Source organism: Pseudomonas sp. QD4, from assembly GCF_049199125.1.
In the GTDB taxonomy this organism is placed as follows: domain Bacteria; phylum Pseudomonadota; class Gammaproteobacteria; order Pseudomonadales; family Pseudomonadaceae; genus Aquipseudomonas.
Genome location: NZ_JBLZOM010000002.1, coordinates 133646 through 153508, shown reverse-complemented (window position 1 = coordinate 153508; position 19863 = coordinate 133646). Strand labels below are relative to the sequence as shown.

Below are 19863 nucleotides of genomic sequence, written 5' to 3'. Positions count from 1 at the left end.
AATGGCTTGGAAAACAATTACTATGACGAACCTTTCCCACCCCGCCCCTCAGTTCTCGATGAGGGATGCCGAAGCGCTGGCTGAACAGCTTTACAACGTTACTGCTACGGCATCGCCTCTGGACGGTGAGCGAGACCGCAACTATCGGCTGAAGACAGGCAGCGATGCGGGGTGGATTCTGAAAGTCGTCAATTCGACCGAGCCACGGGTTGAAAGCGAACTGCAGACGGCCATTCTCAGTCATCTCGCCAGTAACAGCCCCGAGCTTGCGGTGCCCTTGCTCAAGAAAAGCCTCACAGGGGATTTCCTGGCCTCGGCAGTGGCACCCTCTGGCGAAACCCATGCGGTGCGCCTGGTCAGTTGGTTGCACGGAACACCGCTGGCCGAGGTCACGCGCACGTTCGAGCTGATGCGCAGCCTGGGTCGATCGTTCGGTGATATGGATCGGGCCCTTCAGGGTTTCATGCACCCGGGCGCGATACGTGATCTCGACTGGGACTTGCGTCACGCCGCACGGTCCAGATCACGCCTGCATTTCGTGGAAGACCCTGGCAGAAGGGCGATTCTGGAACGCTTCATTGACCGGTTCGAAAACACCGTTCAACCCAGGCTTTCGCGATTGCGCACCCAGGTCATTCACAACGATGGCAATGACTGGAATGTCCTCGTCGATCCCCAGGACCATCAGACAGTCTCCGGCATCATCGATTTTGGCGATGCGGTCCATACGGTGCTGATTGCCGAAGTAGCCATCACCTGCGCCTATTCCATTCTCGACATGGAAGATCCGATCGGCGCGGCCGCCGCGCTCACTGCCGGCTTCCATGAGACGTACCCGCTTCAGGCGCAGGAGCTGGACGTCCTCTTCACTCTCATTGCCATGCGCCTGGTCACAAGCGTCACCTTGTCGGCCTCACGCTACGACCGGACCCAAGACAATCCCTACCTTGCCATCAGCGAAGCGCCGGCCTGGCGCCTGCTGGAAAAAATGGACCGCATGAACCCGCGACTGGCGACGGCGATCCTGCGCAAGGCCTGCGGGTTTGACGCGATCGAAGGTGCTGGGGCGGTTCGCCGCTGGGTGGCCGAAAACAGGCAGTCATTCGCGGATATCGTGCGCCCATCGGCGGCGACCCTGAACAAGGTGATTGTTCCGTTCGCAGATGCCTCCCACGTGATGACCATCGCTTCAGCCGAGCAGCGCCCAGCGGAGGCCACCCAGTGGTGGAATGATTTCTCTGCCGAGCACAAGGTGCCGCTGGGTATCGGGCCATGGGGCGAAGAGCGGACCATCTACACCGACACGGCGTTTGAATCGCGATTTATCGAAGGGCAGCGGCGGATCATTCACGTAGGTGTCGACTTGATCATGCCGGCTGGAACGCCTCTGTATACCCCCGTCGCCGGCGTGGTGCAAAGCGTCGAGGTCGAGCTTGAGCCGCTTGGCTACGGCGGTTTGATCATGCTCGAACACGCGCCTGAAGGCTGTCCGCCGTTCCTGACCTTGTGGGGGCACATGGCGCACGAAGCCATGGCGCGGCTGAAGCCCGGGGACTGTCTTGAGGCCGGCGCGCTGGTTGGATACATGGGGGCGGATACGGAGAATGGCGGCTGGATCCCCCATGTGCATTTCCAGATGTCCACCGACACCCAGCTCAAGGCGAGCGAGTTCATTGGCGTAGGCGAGCGGGCTTACCTTGATGTATGGGCCGACGTTTTTCCCGATGCATCGGTTCTGGCCGGGATTCCTCCGGAAACCTACAGCCAGGAGGGACGGACCAAGGCCGAGATTGTGGCGAAGCGTAAGGAATTGTTGCTTCCCAACTTGTCGATTTCCTATTCGGACCCGATCAAGTTCGTGCGCGGTGATGGGGTCTGGTTGATCGACAACTTTGGCCGGGCGTATCTGGATTGCTTCAACAATGTCTGCCATCTCGGCCACTCTCATCCCGATGTGGTGCAGGCACTTTCGCGTCAGGCTGCACAACTGAATACCAACACGCGTTACCTCCACGACACCATTGTGGAGTACGCCGAACGGCTCACCGCGACCCTGCCTGAAGGCTTGGCAGTTGCCTCCTTCGGGTGTTCCGGCAGTGAAGCAAACAGCCTCATGCTGCGCATGGCGCGCAATCACACGGGCCGCAACGACGCCATCGTGCTGGACTGGGCTTACCACGGCACCACACAGGAGCTGATTGATCTCAGCCCCTACAAATACAAACGCAAAGCCGGTAAAGGCCGTGCAGAACATGTGTTTGAGGCGACCGTCCCGGACACCTACCGTGGCGTCGAACACTGGCCGTTCGAGGAGCTTGGCAAGCGTTTCGCTGAAAGTGTGGCGCAGCAGATCGAGACCATGCGCAAGCAGGGCAGGTCCCCGGCGTTCTTTCTGGCAGAGTCCATTCCCAGTGTCGCCGGGCAACTGTTCTTCCCGGAAAACTACTTGAAAGAAGTCTATGCAATGGTTCGTGCAGAAGGCGGTCTTTGCCTGGCTGACGAAGTCCAGGTTGGCTTTGGTCGAGTGGGCAGCCACTGGTGGGCCTTTGAAACCCAGGGCGTCGTGCCCGATGCAGTGTCCATGGGCAAACCCATTGGCAATGGGCACCCCATGTCGGCGGTGGTCACCACACGCGAGATTGCAGACAGCTTCAACAACGGCATGGAGTACTTCAATACCTTTGCCGGCAGCCCGGTTTCATGTGCCGTAGGACTCAGCGTGCTCGATGTGATTGAGCGCGATAACTTGAAACTCAACGCCCTGACAGTTGGCAATTATTTGCTTGATGGCTTTCGCAAACTGCAACAGCGATACGACGCCATTGGCGACGTACGCGGCCTGGGCCTGTTCCTGGGGATTGAGCTTGTCACGGATCGCAAAAGCAAATTTCCAGCCACGCAACTGGCCAGGAAAGTCGCCGATGGTGCCCGGGAGCGAGGCATTTTGATCGGCACTGAAGGCCCCCATGACAATGTGCTGAAAATGCGCCCATCGATGATTTTCAGTCAGAAAAATGCGGACTTTTTGCTTGAGGTCCTGGACGAAAGCTTCAAGGCCGCGCTCCAGTAAGTCGTGGACCCGGTGGGCGTGTGGCAAGAGGCGGAGGCGGAATGGCCTGCTGGGTTTTGTCGCACACTGTCCGCGCTTTGGCGCAGCACGCAGGACAAGCGCCGTGCCTGGCCGGCATAGTGTCGGCCAACTCCGGCAATGTGTCCGGCAGGCTGACACCTTGCCTGGTGCTTTCCACAATTGCCTATGCAAAGCTTTTCCTGAAGGCTGGGTGAAGAGCCCCAAAAAAATAAATAATAATTCTTCAGAGGTGCCATCCAATGCTAACCAGAACGCTCAAGGGTCTGATTGTCGCATCCACCGTGGCGGCCGCAGCGCTACTTTCCTTCACCGCTGCTCACGCGGACGACTTGAAGTCGATCCAGGAATCCAAAGAGATTCGCATTGCAATGAGCGGTCAATATTCCCCCTTCAGCTTTGCCAACGAGCAGAACCAGATTGTCGGATTCGACGCCTCCATCAGTGAGGCCCTGGCTGAGCGGATGGGCGTGAAAGTGACGATCATCACCACCCCGTTCGACGGAATAATTGCCGGCCTCCTGGCAAAAAAATATGACGCCATCATCGCCTCCATGACCATCACCCCGGAGCGCCTGAGGGCAGTGGATTTCGCGGGGCCCTACTACCACGCCGGCCGCACGATCGTGGTGAAGGAGGATTCGGCGATCCAAAGCCTGGATGATCTGAAAGATGTAACTGTTGGCGTCACGCTGGGGGACGCTCACGACAAATGGGCCAGGGCGCGCGGCAACCTGAAGGTGAGAACCTATAAAGGCCTTCCGGAAATGCTGGTCGACCTGGAAGCCGGGCGTATCAACGCGCTGGTGATGGACAGCGTTCCAGTGCTGGTCGCGGTCAAGGAAACAGGGCAGAAAGTGCGCATCATCACGCCTCCGGAAAGCGATGGCGGCATTGAAGGCATGGGCATTGCGCTACGCAAAAATAACCCCGAGCTCAAGGCGACAGTACAGAAGGCGCTTGACGACATGCTCGCCGATGGCAGCTACGAAAAGATCTCGATGAAGTGGATTGGCAAAGATATCCGCTGATTCATCTTCAGTCTGGCCCGGCTTATTCGCGGGTCAGTCAACCTGACTTTTCCGAGCGTTCCCATGGATCTGACACTCATACAGCGCACACTCCCATTCTTTCTGGAAGCGGCCTGGACTACGGTGCAAATCTCCGTACTTGCACTTCTATTGGGGTTCCTGATCGCAATCGTGCTGGTGGCCATGAGGTTGTCCGGCGTTTTCATAGCTCGATGCCTGGCAAGAGTCTACATAAGCATCTTTCGCGGGACGCCCTGCCTGGTTCAGCTGTTCATCATCTACTTTGGCGGACCCCAGATCGGACTCGAATTGGAGCCGTTTTCGGCGGGGGTGATCGGCCTGGGCCTGAACATCGCGGCGTACATGGCGGAATCGATTCGAGGTGCCATCGTCAACGTCGATCCGGGTCAGGTAGAAGCTGCGCGTTCGATCGGCTTCGGCAAAGGCCAGACCTTATGGCTGGTCACCTTGCCTCAAACGGCAAAGTTGATGATAAGGCCGCTGGGCGTAAATGCGGTCGCGCTTATAAAAGGCTCCGCATTAGTGTCAACCATATCCGTGGTTGAACTCTCCTATACCGCGCAGCGCTTTATCAGCTCAACCTACAAACCTTTTGAAATTTTTGCGGTGTCGGCAGTTCTTTATATTGCGATGGTCTACACGGTCAGATTGATTGTTGACTACCTCGATAATCGCTTCGCGGCAAGGTGAGACTCTTCAATGCAAAGCCTCGATCTAAGCATAGTTGCACCCTACTCTGAACTGCTGGCGACAGGCTTGTGGTGGACCGTTGTATTGTTTCTAAGCTCCAGCGTGTTAAGCCTGATGTTGGGAGTGGTGTTTGCACTTATCGTTCTTTATGCGCCCAGGGTCGCTGCTCTTCCGGTGCGCTTTATCACCTGGCTGCTGATGGGCACGCCGCTCCTTCTACAGCTGTACGTGATTTATTACGGCCTGGTGCAAGTGGGGATCGATATCCCGGCCTTGGTGGCAGGCATCATAGGCCTGAGCCTGCACTTCGCTGTCTACAATGCCGACGTGATTCGTGCCGGGGTAATGTCCGTGGACCCTGGCCAGATTGAAGGCGCCAGATCCATTGGTCTCAGCCGCGGTCAGGCCCAGCGTTACGTGATTGTGCCGCAAGCACTTCGCAGCACCATTGCGCCCCTTGGAAACAACCTGATCGTGCTGTTAAAGGACACCTCCCTGGTGTCCATCATCGGTATTGCAGAGTTGGTCTATAGCGCTCAGCGTGCAGTCAGCGAGACATACAGCCCCTTTGAGTTTTATCTGACCGTTGGGGTTATTTATTATGCGGTCAATCTTGTTCTGGAAGCCGGTCTGCACCTTCTCGAAAATAAGGTAGAGATGTCACGATGATCACAGAAAAGTCCATGATTGAGGTTAAAGGCGCTCGCAAATCCTATGGCGCCATTGAAGTTCTCAAAGGCATCGATCTTTCCGTCTCTCGCGGACAAATCATCGCCATTATCGGCCCCAGTGGCTCGGGCAAAAGCACGTTGTTACGTTCAATCAATCAACTTGAAGTGCTGAACGACGGTGAGATTTGGCTAGAGGGTGAACAGGTCAATCGCCCCTTGAAAGGCCGCGCGTTTGAACTGCATATCAATGCAGTGCGCCAGCAAATGGGCATGGTGTTTCAACACTTCAATCTGTTCCCGCATCTGACCGTGTATGAAAACATTGCCCTGGGTCCGATAAAGCTCAAAGGGTTTAGTAAAAAAGCATCGCGTGAGTTGGCGATGGAGTACTTGTCAAAAGTTGGACTGGCCAACAAGTTCGATGAGTACCCCTCTCGGCTATCGGGTGGGCAGAAGCAGCGCGTTGCCATTGCACGGGCACTGGCGATGCAACCCAAAGTCATGCTGTTCGATGAGGCCACATCGGCGCTGGATCCCGAGCTTGTCGAAGAGGTCAACTTGGTCATGAAGCAACTTGCTGCAGAGCACATGACCATGTTGATCGTCACCCATGAAATGCGCTTTGCGGGCGAAGTGGCAGACCGGATCATCTTTATGGACGGTGGCGTAGTGGTGGAGGAGGGCGCGCCGGGAGAGATCCTGAAAAACCCTGTTCACGAACGAACCCGGTCGTTCTTGAAAAAGCATCTGCACGATAGATAAGTCGCGCCGGATACAAGGGGTGTGGCGTATCGATCGGGCAATTGAAGCAGAAGCTGCGGGCAGGCCAGCCACGCGGTTACTGTGAAAACCTCGGAATCGGCCACCGCCGAAATCCGGGCCAGAACTCCCAGCCTTCCAGCGCCGCCCGGCGCCCGCCCAAGTCGCATGGCCAGAGCCAGAAGAACCGTCAGCAACTCCACCATGCAGGCACCAGACACGCACTCCACCCGCGACATCCAATCGAGAAACGGGGAGCGAACAGGGAAAGTTTTGACTTTCAGGGATGAAAAACAAAAAAGGCCCACCTTTCGGTGAGCCTTTTTCGTTGTTCTATATGGTGCCGGCACCAGGAGTCGAACCCGGGACCTACTGATTACAAGTCCAACAGATTGTCCAATAAACACAGGGAGTCTTTTGGAGCTGCTTATTTCATGGGGATATTAGGGAAATAGAAGGCGGACTTATTCGCCAGGTGTGGACGTTTTGTGGACGTTCTTCGCCAATGTGCAACCATTGCCAGTGGCTGAAGTGCTGTGCAATCTCCGATGACCTAAGCGTCTGGCCGAAAGCCACAGCCCACCTAGCTTTCGGCGTTCCGGCTTCACTTGAGCGCATGTGGCCAGGTGAGCTGTTCCAAGAGCAGTTCCGAATTTGAAAACAGGGGTTCTCCTGTGTTTTCTAAGTTTTCACCCAAGCCGGCCTGGGCTTTCATAGTTGCCGTGTTACCTGCGGTGCTACAGCGTGCCGTGTAAGCGCGTGACATTTCTCTGCATAACCTTGCACCCAGTGCAATCGCTACGTGCCGTCCAGACCCCGCAGCGGGCCTAGGCTGGCGCATGGTTTGCACCACCACATGGCTTTGCAAAAAAAAGGGACGCAAAGCCCGTCGGCGGGAGGGGGATAAGTGCTTTTTTGATGTGGTTTTTTCTTATCGAAGTGTTTCAGTTAGAGATTCGCTTGAGTTTTGAGACGATGACCGGCCAAGAACGGCCCCTAAATAGAATTTTGCCTGGAAACGCCCTATTTCAGGTCGGCTTGCTGACACTCCACTTTGCGCGGGGTTCCAAGCGTGATGTCAAGATGCTACCTTCATATTGAGCAACATCACTCTAGGAGGTAGCAATGATCAAAGGACAGTCAATCAATAGTGTTACGCGCCTTATAGCTGAGGCAAAAGGTGCGAAAAACGTGATGTTTGTAGTTCGTCGGGACTCTATAACGTTAGATCGACAAAAAGAAACTGGTATTCATTTCCTCCATCACGACGGAGATTCAATACTCGCATCAGACGTTGGGAAAGTTTCAAGCTTTAATGTCAGCGGTAAAGAGATCAAACGAAAAGATCTCCCATTGATAAAAAAGACGATACCTCAGTATCGTACTTGGAAGGATTGGCACGGACGGGAACATGATGGCATCCAGCATCGAACTATGGATGTCTACCCTATAGATTTTATCTCTCCCCCCTCTGAAAAACTATCACTCAAAGACATCGATGGCGTACCTTACATCTCCACTCGCTTAATAGATATTTCGGGTGATCCAGTCCCAGTCATACATTTAGCCAACTTACTACTTGAGTACTTTGGCGAGCTTGAAATATTTGACTTGTCAAAACATAGAATCTCGAACATACCTACTCGTCAGCTTCAATGGGAAGTACTACCTCCAGGCAAGTACCCTTGGAATAAAGCGTCAGAGTTTGTAACTCCATTTCTATCAAAGCTCAGCCAATCTGAAAAAGGGGTGATTGAGCATAGAATGCGAGAGATCTCTAAATACGAACCCGATTTTTTAGCAACAGGTCGCGGTGGCTATTCAGGATATTTTGTTTATGGATTCACATCTAAAAATCTTCATTTCTTAGAAAGTATACATCTCAATAATGCCACATATATTTTTGGCGACAATTGGGAGGAGCTTTCAGGCCTATCGAAAGAAGAAATTATAAATGGCGAGCACGAACATTCAAGAGTAATTCATGACAAAAGATGGATAGGAAAAATCCGTCAACTTTTACGAACATAAACATGACCAAACGTAATCGATCTCTTCATTAAAGGATGTGAAATGAAAGCTTTCTGTGTTTTCAATAATAAAGGTGGCGTAGGAAAAACCACTCTCCTGTGCAACTTAGCGGCGCACTATGCTTTACGGGGAAACAAAAAGGTGCTTGTTGTTGATGCCGACCCGCAATGCAACGCCACCGCATACATGTTTAAAGAAAAAGTACTTGATGATTTATACTCATTATCTAAAGATGGGGAAACTATAAATCAGCTAGTCACCTCTTTAAAGAAATCAAAGGGGTACTCCGATATTCCGATTAAAAAAAGCGAATCATTCGGCGTAGATGTTGTACCCGGTGATCCTCGTTTCTCTCTGGCCGAGGACTTTTTGGCAAAAGATTGGGTCGATGCCACTAGCGGACAAGAGCGAGGCTTAAAAACCACCTTCCTTTTTAGGGCACTACTCGAATGGGCATCCAAAAAGAAATACGATTATGTCTTCTTTGATATTGGCCCTTCTCTCGGCGCAATAAATCGCACTGTTCTCTTGTCATGCGATTATTTCATTCTACCTATGTCATCCGACATTTTCAGTTTGCGTGGACTTCAGAACATTGAAGTTGCGATCACCAGCTGGACTAAAGGCTTAGAACGCGGCCTTACGAGTTACAAAGAGGACAACAACGAAGATTTTCTTTTTGATGGACTACACCAACGCAATCCTCAAGGCATCAAGTTCCTCGGCTATGTCACTCAGCAATATACAGCTAAAACTGTTGCTGGAAAAAAACAACCAGTTGACGCTTATGAAAAAATAATTAAACGCATTGGGCCGGCCATTAAAAAAAGCCTAATAGAGAAGATAAACCATGGGAAAATTCTAGAATACAAACTTGGTGAAATACCTTACTTCAGCAGCTTGGTACCCATGGCTCAAACATCAACCAAGCCTATATTCATGCTGAAATCCGCAGATGGGGTGGTAGGCGCACACTTCGATAAAGTAAAACAGTTTGAAAAGGTTATTTCAGATATCGCTGCAAGCCTCAGCGCGAACATTAACGAGATAAACTGAATGTCAATTTGGCCAAAGGAGTTAATTCACTCAATTGCTTGCAGGCGCTGCGTCCTTTTTTTTGGCGCAGGAGTCTCTATGAATTCTTCTGGAAATGAAGGCGTCAGACCTCCCAGCTGGTCAGATTTTTTGACTGAGGCAGCGAACCAAATAGTTCCCCCAAGGAGAAAGATCGTAAAGGAAATACATGCACTTATTAAAGCAGGAGACTTTTTAACTGCGGCCGAAGTAATTCGGAACGAAATCAAACAGGAAAAATTCACAAACCTAGTGAAAGCTCGCTTCCATACTCCGGACTTCAAAGCAGCCCCAATACATAAAACGCTTTTCAATCTTGACTTGCGAATTGCAATCACACCAAACTTTGATAGCATCTATGAGACTGCAGCAGGAGAGCGTGGAGCTGGCGCGCTAACCACAAAAATCTATCACGATGATGATATCGCGGACTGCCTGCGCAGACATGAACGAGTCCTGATAAAAAGTCACGGAACAATTTCGTCACCTAATAAATTGATTTTCACAAGAACCGACTACGCAAAAGCTAGAAATTCCAATAGCCAGTTCTATGAATTATTAGACGCACTTCTCCGCACTCATACATTTATTTTCATTGGCTGTGGAGTTAGCGATCCTGACATTAGGTCTCTATTAGAAAACTACAGATACAGGCATCCTTTTGGGCAGAGCCATTACTTCGTAACTGCTTCGAAAAATTTCGGCCCTGAGGTTCAATCCGTATTGAGCGATTCTCTAAAAATAAACTTTATAGAATATGCAGCTACCAAAGACCATTCTAATCTTTCAAAAGAACTAGAATCACTGAAGGAACTAGTAGAGCTAGAAAGAATTGAATTAAGTAAAAATCAAGCATGGTAGTTAACGCAAACAAACTCGCTGCACCAGCTATCGCTCATTGCTGCCTTTCTCCGAAGGCAGTATGACGAAAAACATACTCATGCTCGCTAAAAAACATGATGCTTAAATCCGATTAAATCGGCAATTTTATCGTATTTAGACAACAGGCGAAGGTAGGCACAATCCACGAATGAAACTAGCGACAACAGAACTAATGAGCTAATCAGAGAGTGATTTTTTCTAGACTTTTACACAGCTTGGTTGCAACACCCGAATTGCTAAAAAAATCGCCGGAATTCCCTGGAACCGGTGTCGGACCGTGCGTGTGACTGGCCAGCTGGTTGTTCATCTGCTGCACTAGAATTAGCAAATCACACAGCACCTGCAGCACGTTGACCGATTCCGACCCCAACCAGGTCTTGGGGGCCTGCAGACGCTGACTGATCCCCACCACGCTTTTGCGCAGTCCCTGGATCTGCTCCTGCATATCGCCGCCCACAGTCGCGTTGTGCTTCTGGCCCACCACCAGGTTCAGGTCGCGGCCGGTGGCCTGGTGCAGGTCATCCACTGCCGCCAGGCTTGCGGATCCACCCGACAACAGCTTGAGCGCGCCCAGCGCCTCGATCGTCTTGATCCCACCCACTGACTCTTTCGAATGGTCGTCGACCGTCCTGGTGTGGTTCTGGAAGCTCTCGGTGTTCTCCAGGGCTTCCACTTCGCGCTCGATCGCCTTGTCCTGGATCTTGCCATCGGTTTGGCGCAGCCAGTTGCCGTCGGCGTCGACGCGCTGCTGGCAGGCCTCGCTATGCTGCCAGACCTGGTCGCCTTTCGGCACCCGGGGCAGGCTCAGGCCGTGCGGCAGGATCTGGGTAATAAAGGGCTTGTTCGGCAGGCCATAGGCGAAACTGACCACAACCGTGGTGCCTTCCTCGGGGAAGCCGAACATGCCGGCTTCTTGTCCGCCCATCGGCGCCGGCAGCGGCAGGCCGCTCAGGATCGGCAGCGCTGGATCTGGTTCGCCGTCGGGCAGCAGCACTTCGACGTCGACGCCAAAGCGCGGCCGGAAGTCGTCGCACAGCCCGGGCGCCGCCGGCGCATCCGGAACGGCCACCACCCGGCCAAAGCGTGGCAGGTGGTAACCGCCAGTGAGTTCGGGGAATTGCCGCTCTACGCTGCGACGGATTGCGTCGTCCATTTGATCGCCATTTGGTTGCCGGCAAGGGTCACGCTGGTGATTCTCTCGCCCTGGTTGAAGGTAGCGCCCGGGCGAAGTCCTGGAAGGACCGCAACCACAGCGCTCTGATTACCCTGGTAGCTGTCAAACAGCCCGGTGGGCAGCTGCAGCGGTGCCCGGGTGCCGAAGAAGCTGTCGGCCCAACTGCCCACGAAGACTTCGCCGTCGCCCTGCTGTTGCCAGATAAAGTCGGGGATGTTGAACACCTGGGCCAGGCTGTCCATGGCCAGGTAGCCGGTGGCCAGGCTGTAGAAGAACGGCGCCTTGACCGTGGCGTATGGCTGATCAGGCACCCGAAAGCGCAGACCGGTTTTGGTGCTGATCTCGGCCAGCACCGCTTGCAGGTCGACATGCCGCAGGTTGAGCGGCAGCGGGTTGGCCAGGATCGCCGCCAGTTCGCGGCACACCAGGATCTGCTGCATCGCATTAACCGCGGTCGATCGCTCGACGTAGCCGATGAAATGGCGCTGCAGCGTGCGCTCGTTGTAGCCGATATCCAGCGTTACCAGGCCTTTGACCGGGGCCCCGGCCTGAATGGTGAATGTCGCCCGGCCGGGGCTTTTGCTGTCCAGCCGCACGTCGTCCTTGACCAGGACATAGGCCTGGCCACCGATTGTCAGCACCTTGTGCAGTTTCATGCCTTGCCGCCGCCCAGGTAGTCATCCACCTTTTTCAGGACCGATTCAAAGCCGCTCAGCTCCTGGCCAGCCTCGCCGGTACCGCTGCCACCTTCGCCACCCACGCCCTGCCCGGGTGCCGATTGCGCGCTGACCGCGTTGCCGGCGCGGCGCTTCTCGACCTTTTCCGGGTTCGACAGCTTTTCGGACAGGGTGAACTGGACCAGCCAGGCGTTCAGCGAGTCATCTTGTCGGGCGCTGACCCCCTCGGAAAACTGCACCTCGCGGATGCCAAAGGCTGCGGCCGTGTCGTTGACTATGCGGTACATCTTGAGCTGGCCACCGCCGGCGGTGGCCTCGGCCAGGCGCATCAGGTCGCGCAACTGCACCTGGTCAACAAATGGAATCATCAGCGTGACCGCCAGGGTCTTGGGCTTGAAGCCCTTGTGGGCCGTCTCGGTGTTGCTGGTTTGGCCCGACAGGTCGTCGCTTTCAATACGCAGGTTGGCGGTGACCTTAAGCCGCTTGCCCCGCACCTGCTGGCCGTCGAGTAGAAGCGTCATAGGCCCACCAGTTCACGAACAAAACTCAGGCCCTGGTGCGACCCAACCAGCAGCACACCGGCAGACAGCACCCATTCATGCCCCGGGGCCTCGCCCTCGAGCATGGACCGACGCAGCTCGGTGGTGTTGCCGGGGCCCAGGATCCGCGCGCGCATGCTGTGGTCTGCATTGCCGCCAGCGAGCAACGCTTTCAAGTCGTTCAGCTGCTGGTCGCGGCCCTGCTGCTGAGCGGCCTTGCGGCCCGCCAGTGCGGCCAGGTCACCCATCGGCGAGCTGTCGGCCGCGTAGCTCTCCAGGACAGCGATCTGGCCGGCCATGGATTGCTTGGCCGCTTTGACCACCGTGCAGCGCTCCAGGGGCAACGATTGCCAACGGGGTAGCGGGCCGGCTTGGGGCATTACCCACTTTTCAGTCTCCAGCTGGGCCAGGTGGCGAGCACGTCGCTCAGTGCGCACCAGGTCAGGAATCGGCAACAGCGCATTGAAGCGCGCCAGGGTGTCGGCCAACTGGTCGTAGCGCGTGCCCAGGAACAGGATCGACAGCGCGTATTGCGGCCCGACCGGCAAACCGCCGTCGCCGGCGTCGGTCAGTTTGTCGGCCAGCTGCTGCAGCAAGTTGGGCGCGGACAGAAAACGCTGATGCCCTCGGCCCTGGCCGATCCCGTTTTGAAACGGGGTCACCGCCAGGCACGCCGGCGCGTCGCCCATCTGGCTGGCCAGTGCGGCGCGACCGGCGGCGATCGCGCCTGCAGCAGCGGCGCCGACCGGCCCCGGGTTGGTGCTGGCCATGCCGTCCAGGCCCGCCAGGCGTTGCGCGGTGCTGGCCAACTCGCCGCCGGCCAGGTCCTTGGCTGCAGACAACTCGCCCATCCACTGGGTGGCCTGCTCAGGCCAGCGCATGGTCACCGGTGCCCAGGTGTTCACTGAACACTCTCCCAGGTCGCCGCCTCGATCGCCGCCAGATCACCATCGGCCAGGCCTTTGTCCAGCGCCTGCTTGAGCTGATTTGCCTTCTGCAGCAGCTGCAGTTTGAACGCGGTAAAGTCGTCACCCACCTGGCGGATCTGCGCAAAGGTGTGTGGTTTGAAGTCATTTACGCCCGGCTTGTCGCCGCAGGCATAGAGGGTTTCCCGGCCCGCCATGATTACGCTGATCAGGTTTAACTGGTCGTCGAGTTCGCTGCCGTACCGGTAGGGTGAACCCAAGGCTTCCGAAGTAAAACCGCCTGTAATAGCGGTTTTACAGGCGCTGTTGATCCGCTGGGTTTGCTCTTGATGCAGGCGAACCAGGGTGGCCGGAATGTCGTCGACCCATTCGCCGTTGGACCATACCTGGCCTGGGCCCGGGGCGCTGAGCGTGTAGCCGGCGGGCCGCTCGCCCAGCCGATCGATCACCAGCGTTTCGCCGGTGCGGGTCTTGTACACCGTGAGCCCTTGATAAGAGACGATCAACTCCCAGCTTTTGCCATTCCAGCGCGGCACCTGGTGTTCACCTGGTGCGGGTGGTGGCACCTCCACACAGCCGCCGGGGATCAGCCATTCACCCGGGTTTATAGGGCAAGGGTCCGCGTTCGCGGCGCCAATCAAAATGCCCAGGTGGTCGGTCTGATACACAGTTTTTGTCGTCATGTTCTCGGCTCAATACTTGATGCAGAAAAGGAGGGCCACGTTTCGCGAGCGTGTTTCGGTGCCACCGGTCTTGTTCACAGTGACGGTGTGCGTGTGGCTGGGCGCGACGTCCATGGTTACGGTCGCGGTGTGGGTGTGGTCCCCCGCCGGCAAGCTGGCGGCGGTGGTGCCGTTCCAGCCGTTTGCCGTCGTTAAGTTCGGAGCACCGTTGCCCACGCTGCTGTTCGCTGCTCGGGGGGAGATGTGGGTGTGCTCGCCTGCAGCGTCGATCGTGGCGGTGGCGTTATGGACGTGCCCGCCGTCAGCGCTGGTCGTTGCCTCGTGGTTGTGCGCCTCGAGCATGGAGGCTTGCCCGCTGCCCAGCAGGCGCCCGGGATCAATGCCCCGGCCGTCGTCCAGGCCTCGAATGAACTCGCCCCGCATGTCGGGGATGTTGAAGGTGGTCACGCCGTCGCCGGCGCCGAAGGTGGTGCCGATCGCTTCGAACAACCCCGCAAACGTGGTCCGGCTGATCGCGGCGCCGTTGGCTTTCAACCAGCCAGCAGGTGCTGTCTTTCTGGCAAAGGAAGCCACCATGCCGGCCAATGGATAGACCACCTGGACCATTGCAGCGTTAACCGCCGCCGTGGTGGCCAGGATCTCGCTGTCATTGACGGTTGGATCGTCGGATTTGGCGTTGGGCAGATTGCCCAGGTCTACATCGTCCTTGGTGGTGCCCCGGGCGCGCAGGAGGGGGTAATCACCAGTTCGGGCGGCGAAGTGCTGCACCAGCGGCCCATCGATCGCTTCAACAGGGCGCAGGTCGACAACGTTGTTCACGGAAATCATATTGGCCAAGGCCACGCAGTAATGCCGCACGCCAGCGCTGTCGGTGTAGTCCGGGCACTCGTCCGCGTAGACCACTTTCCAGCTGGCCACCGTATCGCTCAGTTCACGCTGTAGCGACACGTCGAGCCAGGCCGTTGTCGGAAGGCCTTTACGCGGGAGTTTCTGAGATACGGGGATCTCCAGTCGTATGCCCTCCACATACGCTGTACCTGCCTTGACGTAGAACAGGGGGCCAACCTTTTCGAGCTGCAGCGCGCTGCCAAAGAAGCACGCCCGACCGAACACCTCGCGATTGCTCAGCCGCTCGCGCTCATCGATGCCGGCCAGGCGGACGGTGAAGTCATGCTGCCAGGTGTTCGCATCAATGGTGATTCCGGTCAGCGCCTGGGCGCCGTCGAACACCACCAGGAAGTTGCGGGTCAGGTTGTTTCCAACCTGCAACGGCGGGATGTTGCGGCGCTTTTGTTGAAGCGGCACATGAGCCACGGCAAAAAGCACGTCCTCGGCGCTTTCCAGGCCGATCCAGTTGAAGTCCCAATCGCCGACGTCCGATCCCATCTGAGCGCTGTACACGACCTGGTTAGGATTCACATAGCCGGCCTGGTCGGCGCCGATCGGCTGGGTATGGACGATGTGCGCGGCATCAGGTTTGGCGGCTGAGCGGTCCACAGGACCGGTCGGGTCCAGTCCTGGGACGTTGGCAAAAACGAACCGGGCGATCTGCAAACCGGCGCGGTCGGCAAGTTTTTGGGCGATCAGGCTTTCACCTGCAAGGGTAATGCTGGCTCCCATGGGGGCTCCTACAGGCTGGCGACCAGCGTTTGCTGATCGTCGTGGAAGTGAACGATGGTGGCCGACAGGCGCACCGGGGTGATGGTCGAGAAGTCGTATCGCCTGCAGGTGCGCCCGTATTGCTGGATCAGCACACGCAGCAGCTCGGGGTTCTGCGACAATTGCGAGTCGGAGAAGCGCAACAGCACCACATCCCAATCCCGATCCGGCTCGCGCTCCTCGATCTCGACGTAGCCCACGCCCAGGCGCTCCAGGATGCGTTTCATCCCGGCCGTGCTGCCGGCGTCCACTGCGTTGATGAATGCGTACTTGACCCGTAGCCGGTACAAGCTTTCGGGCTCGCCCTTAAAGCGGCTGATGTCGCGCTGCCAGGCCAACAGGTCGAGCACCACCAGGTGACAGGTGTCGGCGTCCATCTGCAGCAAGGGCCAGCGCAGCCAGCCCTCGACCTTTTCCCACCAGGCCTGTGCGGCCTGTTTGAGCTTTGTAAGCTCAGTGCCGGCCAGCCAGAACTTGAGGTTGATCTTAATCACGCAGCACCACCTGCAGGCTCTGGATCCGGGGTATGTTCAGCTCGGCCAGAATGTCGTCGGTGGCAAAGTGCAGCGACTCGATGCCGGCGAACTGCTGGTGCAGCTCCTCGGCCAGGCGGCTAAAGGAGAAGCGCGACTGTGGATAAGTCAGGGTCGGCTGGTAGTCGCTGGCGGTACTCTCGCGGAATGCGGCCCTGATGAACTGCTCGGCCTCGTCCTGCAGCTTTTGCCGCTGCTCGACGGTCACGGTTGAACGGGGCCAGATTTCTACCTGCAGCGCGTGGAAGGTTTCGGGCATCACCATCACCAGCAGGTCATCCCCGTGGCCATGGTTGCCCTGGTCGCGGATATGGGCGTTGATCTGCTCCAGGTACGTCGCCGCCGGCACACCGGCTTCGAACAACACAAAGGCGTTGGCACTGCCCGGGCCGCGTGGCGCGCCATGCTCGAAATAGACCCCGTCCGGCCGTACGCCCGGGAAGGTCGAGATCATGGCCCGGTATACCGCGTCGGTGTGCCATTGGTTGACCGCCGAGAACTGGTTGCGCACCCGCAAACGCAGCTCGTCGTTGGGTTCTGGATCTGCACCTGGTGCGATCAGCCAACCGTCGTTGTTCACCACCTGGGCAATTCCCGGTACCGGGACTGGCAGGATCGCGTAATAACCCGGGGCCAAGTTGTAGCCGGATCCGGCGTCGGTGGCCTTCACCGGGATCTCCAGCTGCATCAGACCATCAGTAAAGGCGCCGGCCACGGTGGTGACCAGTTGGTAAACGTGGCCATTGATCGCTGCAGACTGGATCAGGGTTCCGGCGGGTACGACCAGGGCGCCGCCGGCGGTCACGCGGGTGAACAGCAGCACGCCCTCTGCCTTTGTCGCGCCTTTGCGTGCGACGTTAACCGCCCAGGCCAGCATATCCAGCCAGGCGCCGCCGGCGGTCTTGACGAAAAAGTTAGGCAGAACCGTGCTGACAAAGAAGTCGAGGATCCACATAACCGGCTTGGTCACCAGGGCGGTGACCACGCGCCAGAACGGGGAGTAGCTGCTGGTGTTGCTGAGTTTGCTGCCCTGGGCGGCGACCTCGGCTTCCCAGGCCAGGCGCAGGCCGGCCTCGGTGGTGGGAATGCCGGCATCACTCAATGCCCGCTTGAAATCTACGTCGCTCACAACGTCACCTCGATATTGCCAAATTGCAGGGTGGTAGCCGTGACCAGGTACTGACCTGGCTGCAGCTGGGTGATAAGCGCGGTGCCCGGTACCAGGCGTTCGTCCGACTCCACCAGCAGCTCCAGTTGCTGGATACAGTCACGCTGCCGGAGGCGATCACGCTCGGCGACCAGGGTCACCAACAGGCCGCTGTCGCGGATCATGTGGGCGATGTCCTGGGCGATGCTGGCCCGGTCCTCGATCAGCAAGGGCTGGCGGGACGGATCCAGCACCAGGTCGTTGTCGACGATCCAAAGGTCTATGTATTCGCTCATCCGCCCACCGACATGGCCATCATGTTTTCAAGCTCCAGCGGGGTCATGGCCTTCCCGGTGTGGATGTTCACGTTCTCAACGCGGGTGCCGCTGTTCTGGCTGCTGTTGTTGTTCTGGATGCTGGTCAGCAGGCCGCCCGGGGGCACAGCGTTAGGCCGCGCCGGCGACAGGCTTGGAATGGCTCCGCTGATGGTTTGCTGGGCTTTCTGCGAAGCGCTGGCCACCTCTGCGGCGTTCACTGCCTGCTCGGCGCCGGGGATCTGCGGCATATCGCCCAGGCGGGCTTCGATGTTCACGCCCGGGATCTTGTTGATCATCTCGATTAGGCCGTTGATGGCCTTCTGAAAGATGCCCACGATCCCGTCCCACGCGCCCTTGGCCATGCCGGCCCAACCGCCCATTGAGTCGAACCAGTTAGAAAGCGCCTGCAGCTGCTCGAGCACCCACTTGAATGCCTCGCTGTTGGTCAAGGCCGCGGTCCACTCGTCCCAGTAGTAGACGGCGGCGATCACGATCGCGACCAGGGCGGCAATGCCCATCACCACCACGCCGATCGGGTTCGCCGTCAATGCCACGTTGACCAGCCAGATCACGCCCTGCCACAGCATCATGGCCACACGGATGATGCCCATGGTGGTATAGAGCACCGTCAGACCCGCCACATAGACGGCGATCACCGCCGCCTGCAGGAGGAAACCCGCCACGGTGCGCAGGTTGATCAGTTGGACCACTTTCCAGATCGTCACCAGGGCCATCCAAGCCATGCGGCAGGCCCCGACAGCGAAGGTCAGAAAGGAAACAGTGGCGATGATCGCCAAGATGGTCAGCGTGGTGATGCCGATCACCCGGGTGATGTTCGGGAAAAGCTGAGTCCAGCGGGTCAGCGTGCCGGCGATGCTGGTCAGCTTGGCCATCAAGGGTGTCAGGATCGGAATCAGTGCCTGGCCGAAGGCGACGCGTAGCGCCTCGATCGCGGCCGCGAACTGTTGCCAAGGGTCGACCATGGCCTGGGCCATCTTCTCGGCCTCTTCCAGGCCGCGCACCTTGCCCAGCTTGTCCATGCTGTTGCGCAGGCGGTCCGAGTCCTTAGCCAGCGCCCCGATCACCTGGGCGCCTTCGCCGCCGAAGGCTTCCATGAGTTTGGTGCCGGCCGATGCGCTGGTCAGGTCGCCCAGCTTGCCTTCCAGTTTGGCCATGATGTCGAGCATGGGCAGGGCCTTGCCCTGGTTGTCGGTGAACTTCATGCCCATCTTTTCAGACGCGGCGCCGAGGTTTTCAAAGAACGCCTTGTACCTGCCGCCGGCGTCGCCGCCTTCCATGGTGCTGCTGAGCGAGCCGATCACCGCGAACTGCTCGGCAATGTCGACGCCGCCGGCGGTGGCGATCGCCCCGACTTCCTTGAAAGCGTCCTTGAGCTGCGCGCCGTCCGTGCGGAACAGCTGCACCGCAAGGGCCGTCTGGCCGCTCATTTTCTCGACCCATTCAGCCTTCCCCATGGCATCGGCCTGGCCCTTGAACAGGTTGTACATGGTGCCGACGTAGGCCCCCATGGTGTCTGCGTCCGATTTGGTGGCCTTGGCCAACAGGTTGCTGGCATTGGTGAACGTCGCCAGCTGGCTGCCGGTCAGGCCCTTGATAGCGCCCTCGATGCTGTACGCCGAGGCCACAAAGTCCCGGGCGTTCTCGCCGTAGTTCACCGAGAACTCCAGGGCTTTCTGATTGAGCGAGGTCAACGCGTCCTCAGCCACGCCCAGCGATCGGACCTCGCCCAGGGCGCGGTTCATCTCCAGGGCGGGCTGCAGCGATTCTTTGATGCCGACAAAAGCGCCCGTCATGCCTGCCAGGCCAAGCCCCATCGTCTTGATGTTCTTCTCGCTCTGTTCGGCCAGGTTGGAAAACCCTGTTTTTACCTTGCCCAACGGTGCGGTGACCTTGTCGGTCAGGGCCAGGATGAAGTCCAGGCGGGCGCTGCGGTCAGCCAT

General features: G+C 57.4%; 18 protein-coding genes. 8 read left to right on the top strand and 10 right to left on the bottom strand.

Going from position 1 to position 19863, the window contains the following annotated elements:
* Nucleotides 1–22: 22 nt before the first annotated feature.
* The 8 genes from ACOZJV_RS11475 to ACOZJV_RS11440 all read left to right on the top strand — a co-directional run bounded on the left by ACOZJV_RS11475 (nt 23) and on the right by ACOZJV_RS11440 (nt 10226).
* Nucleotides 23–3070, top strand: a complete 3048-nt coding sequence (locus tag ACOZJV_RS11475) for an aminotransferase class III-fold pyridoxal phosphate-dependent enzyme (protein WP_421547682.1) — start codon at nt 23–25, stop codon at nt 3068–3070.
* Nucleotides 3071–3330: 260 nt separating this feature from the next.
* The gene (locus tag ACOZJV_RS11470; RefSeq protein ID WP_201129011.1) at nt 3331–4119 is read left to right on the top strand and encodes an ABC transporter substrate-binding protein; all 789 of its coding nucleotides are present in this window, start codon (nt 3331–3333) and stop codon (nt 4117–4119) included.
* 63 nt (nt 4120–4182) lie between these two features.
* A complete protein-coding gene (locus ACOZJV_RS11465; protein WP_078469335.1) occupies nt 4183–4830 on the top strand; it encodes an amino acid ABC transporter permease in 648 nt (215 codons plus the stop codon).
* 9 nt (nt 4831–4839) lie between these two features.
* The gene (locus ACOZJV_RS11460; RefSeq protein WP_421547681.1) at nt 4840–5499 is read left to right on the top strand and encodes an amino acid ABC transporter permease; all 660 of its coding nucleotides are present in this window, start codon (nt 4840–4842) and stop codon (nt 5497–5499) included.
* Nucleotides 5496–6263, top strand: coding sequence for an amino acid ABC transporter ATP-binding protein (locus tag ACOZJV_RS11455; protein ID WP_421547680.1), 768 nt, complete (start codon nt 5496–5498; stop codon nt 6261–6263). The genes ACOZJV_RS11460 and ACOZJV_RS11455 overlap by 4 nt, the downstream gene beginning before the upstream one ends.
* A gap of 1122 nt (nt 6264–7385) precedes the next feature.
* Nucleotides 7386–8291 (top strand): hypothetical protein, encoded by a 906-nt coding sequence (locus ACOZJV_RS11450; RefSeq protein WP_421547679.1) that lies wholly within the window; start codon nt 7386–7388, stop codon nt 8289–8291.
* 42 nt (nt 8292–8333) lie between these two features.
* Nucleotides 8334–9347, top strand: a complete 1014-nt coding sequence (locus ACOZJV_RS11445; RefSeq protein ID WP_421547678.1) for a ParA family protein — start codon at nt 8334–8336, stop codon at nt 9345–9347.
* A gap of 78 nt (nt 9348–9425) precedes the next feature.
* Nucleotides 9426–10226 carry an SIR2 family protein gene (locus ACOZJV_RS11440; protein ID WP_421547677.1) on the top strand — a complete coding sequence of 267 codons (801 nt, stop codon included), beginning with the start codon at nt 9426–9428 and terminating at the stop codon, nt 10224–10226.
* A 202-nt stretch (nt 10227–10428) separates the two neighbouring features.
* Here ACOZJV_RS11440 and ACOZJV_RS11435 read toward each other — a convergent pair whose 3' ends face one another.
* From ACOZJV_RS11435 to ACOZJV_RS11390, 10 genes are read right to left on the bottom strand one after another with little or no spacing between them, the layout of a single operon-like run.
* Nucleotides 10429–11400, bottom strand: coding sequence for a hypothetical protein (locus ACOZJV_RS11435; protein ID WP_421547676.1), 972 nt, complete (start codon nt 11398–11400; stop codon nt 10429–10431).
* On the bottom strand, nt 11373–12077 hold the full coding sequence (locus ACOZJV_RS11430; protein WP_421547675.1) for a hypothetical protein: 705 nt from the start codon (nt 12075–12077) through the stop codon (nt 11373–11375). Before ACOZJV_RS11430 ends, ACOZJV_RS11435 begins: the two co-directional genes overlap by 28 nt.
* Entirely contained in the window at nt 12074–12619 is a 546-nt protein-coding gene (locus tag ACOZJV_RS11425) for a DNA-binding protein (protein WP_421547674.1), read from the bottom strand. Before ACOZJV_RS11425 ends, ACOZJV_RS11430 begins: the two co-directional genes overlap by 4 nt.
* Nucleotides 12616–13518, bottom strand: a complete 903-nt coding sequence (locus tag ACOZJV_RS11420) for a hypothetical protein (RefSeq protein WP_421548314.1) — start codon at nt 13516–13518, stop codon at nt 12616–12618. Before ACOZJV_RS11420 ends, ACOZJV_RS11425 begins: the two co-directional genes overlap by 4 nt.
* Nucleotides 13519–13538: 20 nt before the next feature.
* On the bottom strand, nt 13539–14231 hold the full coding sequence (locus ACOZJV_RS11415; protein WP_421547673.1) for a phage tail protein: 693 nt from the start codon (nt 14229–14231) through the stop codon (nt 13539–13541).
* 24 nt (nt 14232–14255) lie between these two features.
* Nucleotides 14256–15866, bottom strand: a complete 1611-nt coding sequence (locus tag ACOZJV_RS11410; protein ID WP_421547672.1) for a phage tail protein — start codon at nt 15864–15866, stop codon at nt 14256–14258.
* Between the two features lie 8 nt (nt 15867–15874).
* Complete coding sequence (locus tag ACOZJV_RS11405; RefSeq protein WP_161758473.1) at nt 15875–16399, bottom strand: phage tail protein; 525 nt, start codon at nt 16397–16399, stop codon at nt 15875–15877.
* Nucleotides 16392–17567, bottom strand: a complete 1176-nt coding sequence (locus ACOZJV_RS11400; RefSeq protein WP_421547671.1) for a baseplate J/gp47 family protein — start codon at nt 17565–17567, stop codon at nt 16392–16394. Before ACOZJV_RS11400 ends, ACOZJV_RS11405 begins: the two co-directional genes overlap by 8 nt.
* Nucleotides 17564–17881 carry a DUF2590 family protein gene (locus ACOZJV_RS11395; RefSeq protein WP_161758471.1) on the bottom strand — a complete coding sequence of 106 codons (318 nt, stop codon included), beginning with the start codon at nt 17879–17881 and terminating at the stop codon, nt 17564–17566. The genes ACOZJV_RS11400 and ACOZJV_RS11395 overlap by 4 nt, the downstream gene beginning before the upstream one ends.
* Entirely contained in the window at nt 17878–19863 is a 1986-nt protein-coding gene (locus tag ACOZJV_RS11390) for a phage tail tape measure protein (RefSeq protein ID WP_421547670.1), read from the bottom strand. Before ACOZJV_RS11390 ends, ACOZJV_RS11395 begins: the two co-directional genes overlap by 4 nt.

What these genes read in the sequence shown, in the direction of transcription:
- ACOZJV_RS11475 (WP_421547682.1), top strand. Translation starts at nt 23, where the DNA reads ATGACGAACCTTTCCCACCCCGCCCCTCAGTTCTCGATGAGGGATGCC.
- ACOZJV_RS11390 (WP_421547670.1), bottom strand. Translation starts at nt 19,863, where the DNA reads ATGGCTGACCGCAGCGCCCGCCTGGACTTCATCCTGGCCCTGACCGAC.
- ACOZJV_RS11455 (WP_421547680.1), top strand. Translation starts at nt 5,496, where the DNA reads ATGATCACAGAAAAGTCCATGATTGAGGTTAAAGGCGCTCGCAAATCC.
- ACOZJV_RS11420 (WP_421548314.1), bottom strand. Translation starts at nt 13,518, where the DNA reads ATGCGCTGGCCTGAGCAGGCCACCCAGTGGATGGGCGAGTTGTCTGCA.
- ACOZJV_RS11445 (WP_421547678.1), top strand. Translation starts at nt 8,334, where the DNA reads ATGAAAGCTTTCTGTGTTTTCAATAATAAAGGTGGCGTAGGAAAAACC.
- ACOZJV_RS11430 (WP_421547675.1), bottom strand. Translation starts at nt 12,077, where the DNA reads ATGAAACTGCACAAGGTGCTGACAATCGGTGGCCAGGCCTATGTCCTG.
- ACOZJV_RS11470 (WP_201129011.1), top strand. Translation starts at nt 3,331, where the DNA reads ATGCTAACCAGAACGCTCAAGGGTCTGATTGTCGCATCCACCGTGGCG.
- ACOZJV_RS11450 (WP_421547679.1), top strand. Translation starts at nt 7,386, where the DNA reads ATGATCAAAGGACAGTCAATCAATAGTGTTACGCGCCTTATAGCTGAG.
- ACOZJV_RS11465 (WP_078469335.1), top strand. Translation starts at nt 4,183, where the DNA reads ATGGATCTGACACTCATACAGCGCACACTCCCATTCTTTCTGGAAGCG.
- ACOZJV_RS11410 (WP_421547672.1), bottom strand. Translation starts at nt 15,866, where the DNA reads ATGGGAGCCAGCATTACCCTTGCAGGTGAAAGCCTGATCGCCCAAAAA.
- ACOZJV_RS11395 (WP_161758471.1), bottom strand. Translation starts at nt 17,881, where the DNA reads ATGAGCGAATACATAGACCTTTGGATCGTCGACAACGACCTGGTGCTG.
- ACOZJV_RS11460 (WP_421547681.1), top strand. Translation starts at nt 4,840, where the DNA reads ATGCAAAGCCTCGATCTAAGCATAGTTGCACCCTACTCTGAACTGCTG.
- ACOZJV_RS11425 (WP_421547674.1), bottom strand. Translation starts at nt 12,619, where the DNA reads ATGACGCTTCTACTCGACGGCCAGCAGGTGCGGGGCAAGCGGCTTAAG.
- ACOZJV_RS11440 (WP_421547677.1), top strand. Translation starts at nt 9,426, where the DNA reads ATGAATTCTTCTGGAAATGAAGGCGTCAGACCTCCCAGCTGGTCAGAT.
- ACOZJV_RS11435 (WP_421547676.1), bottom strand. Translation starts at nt 11,400, where the DNA reads ATGGACGACGCAATCCGTCGCAGCGTAGAGCGGCAATTCCCCGAACTC.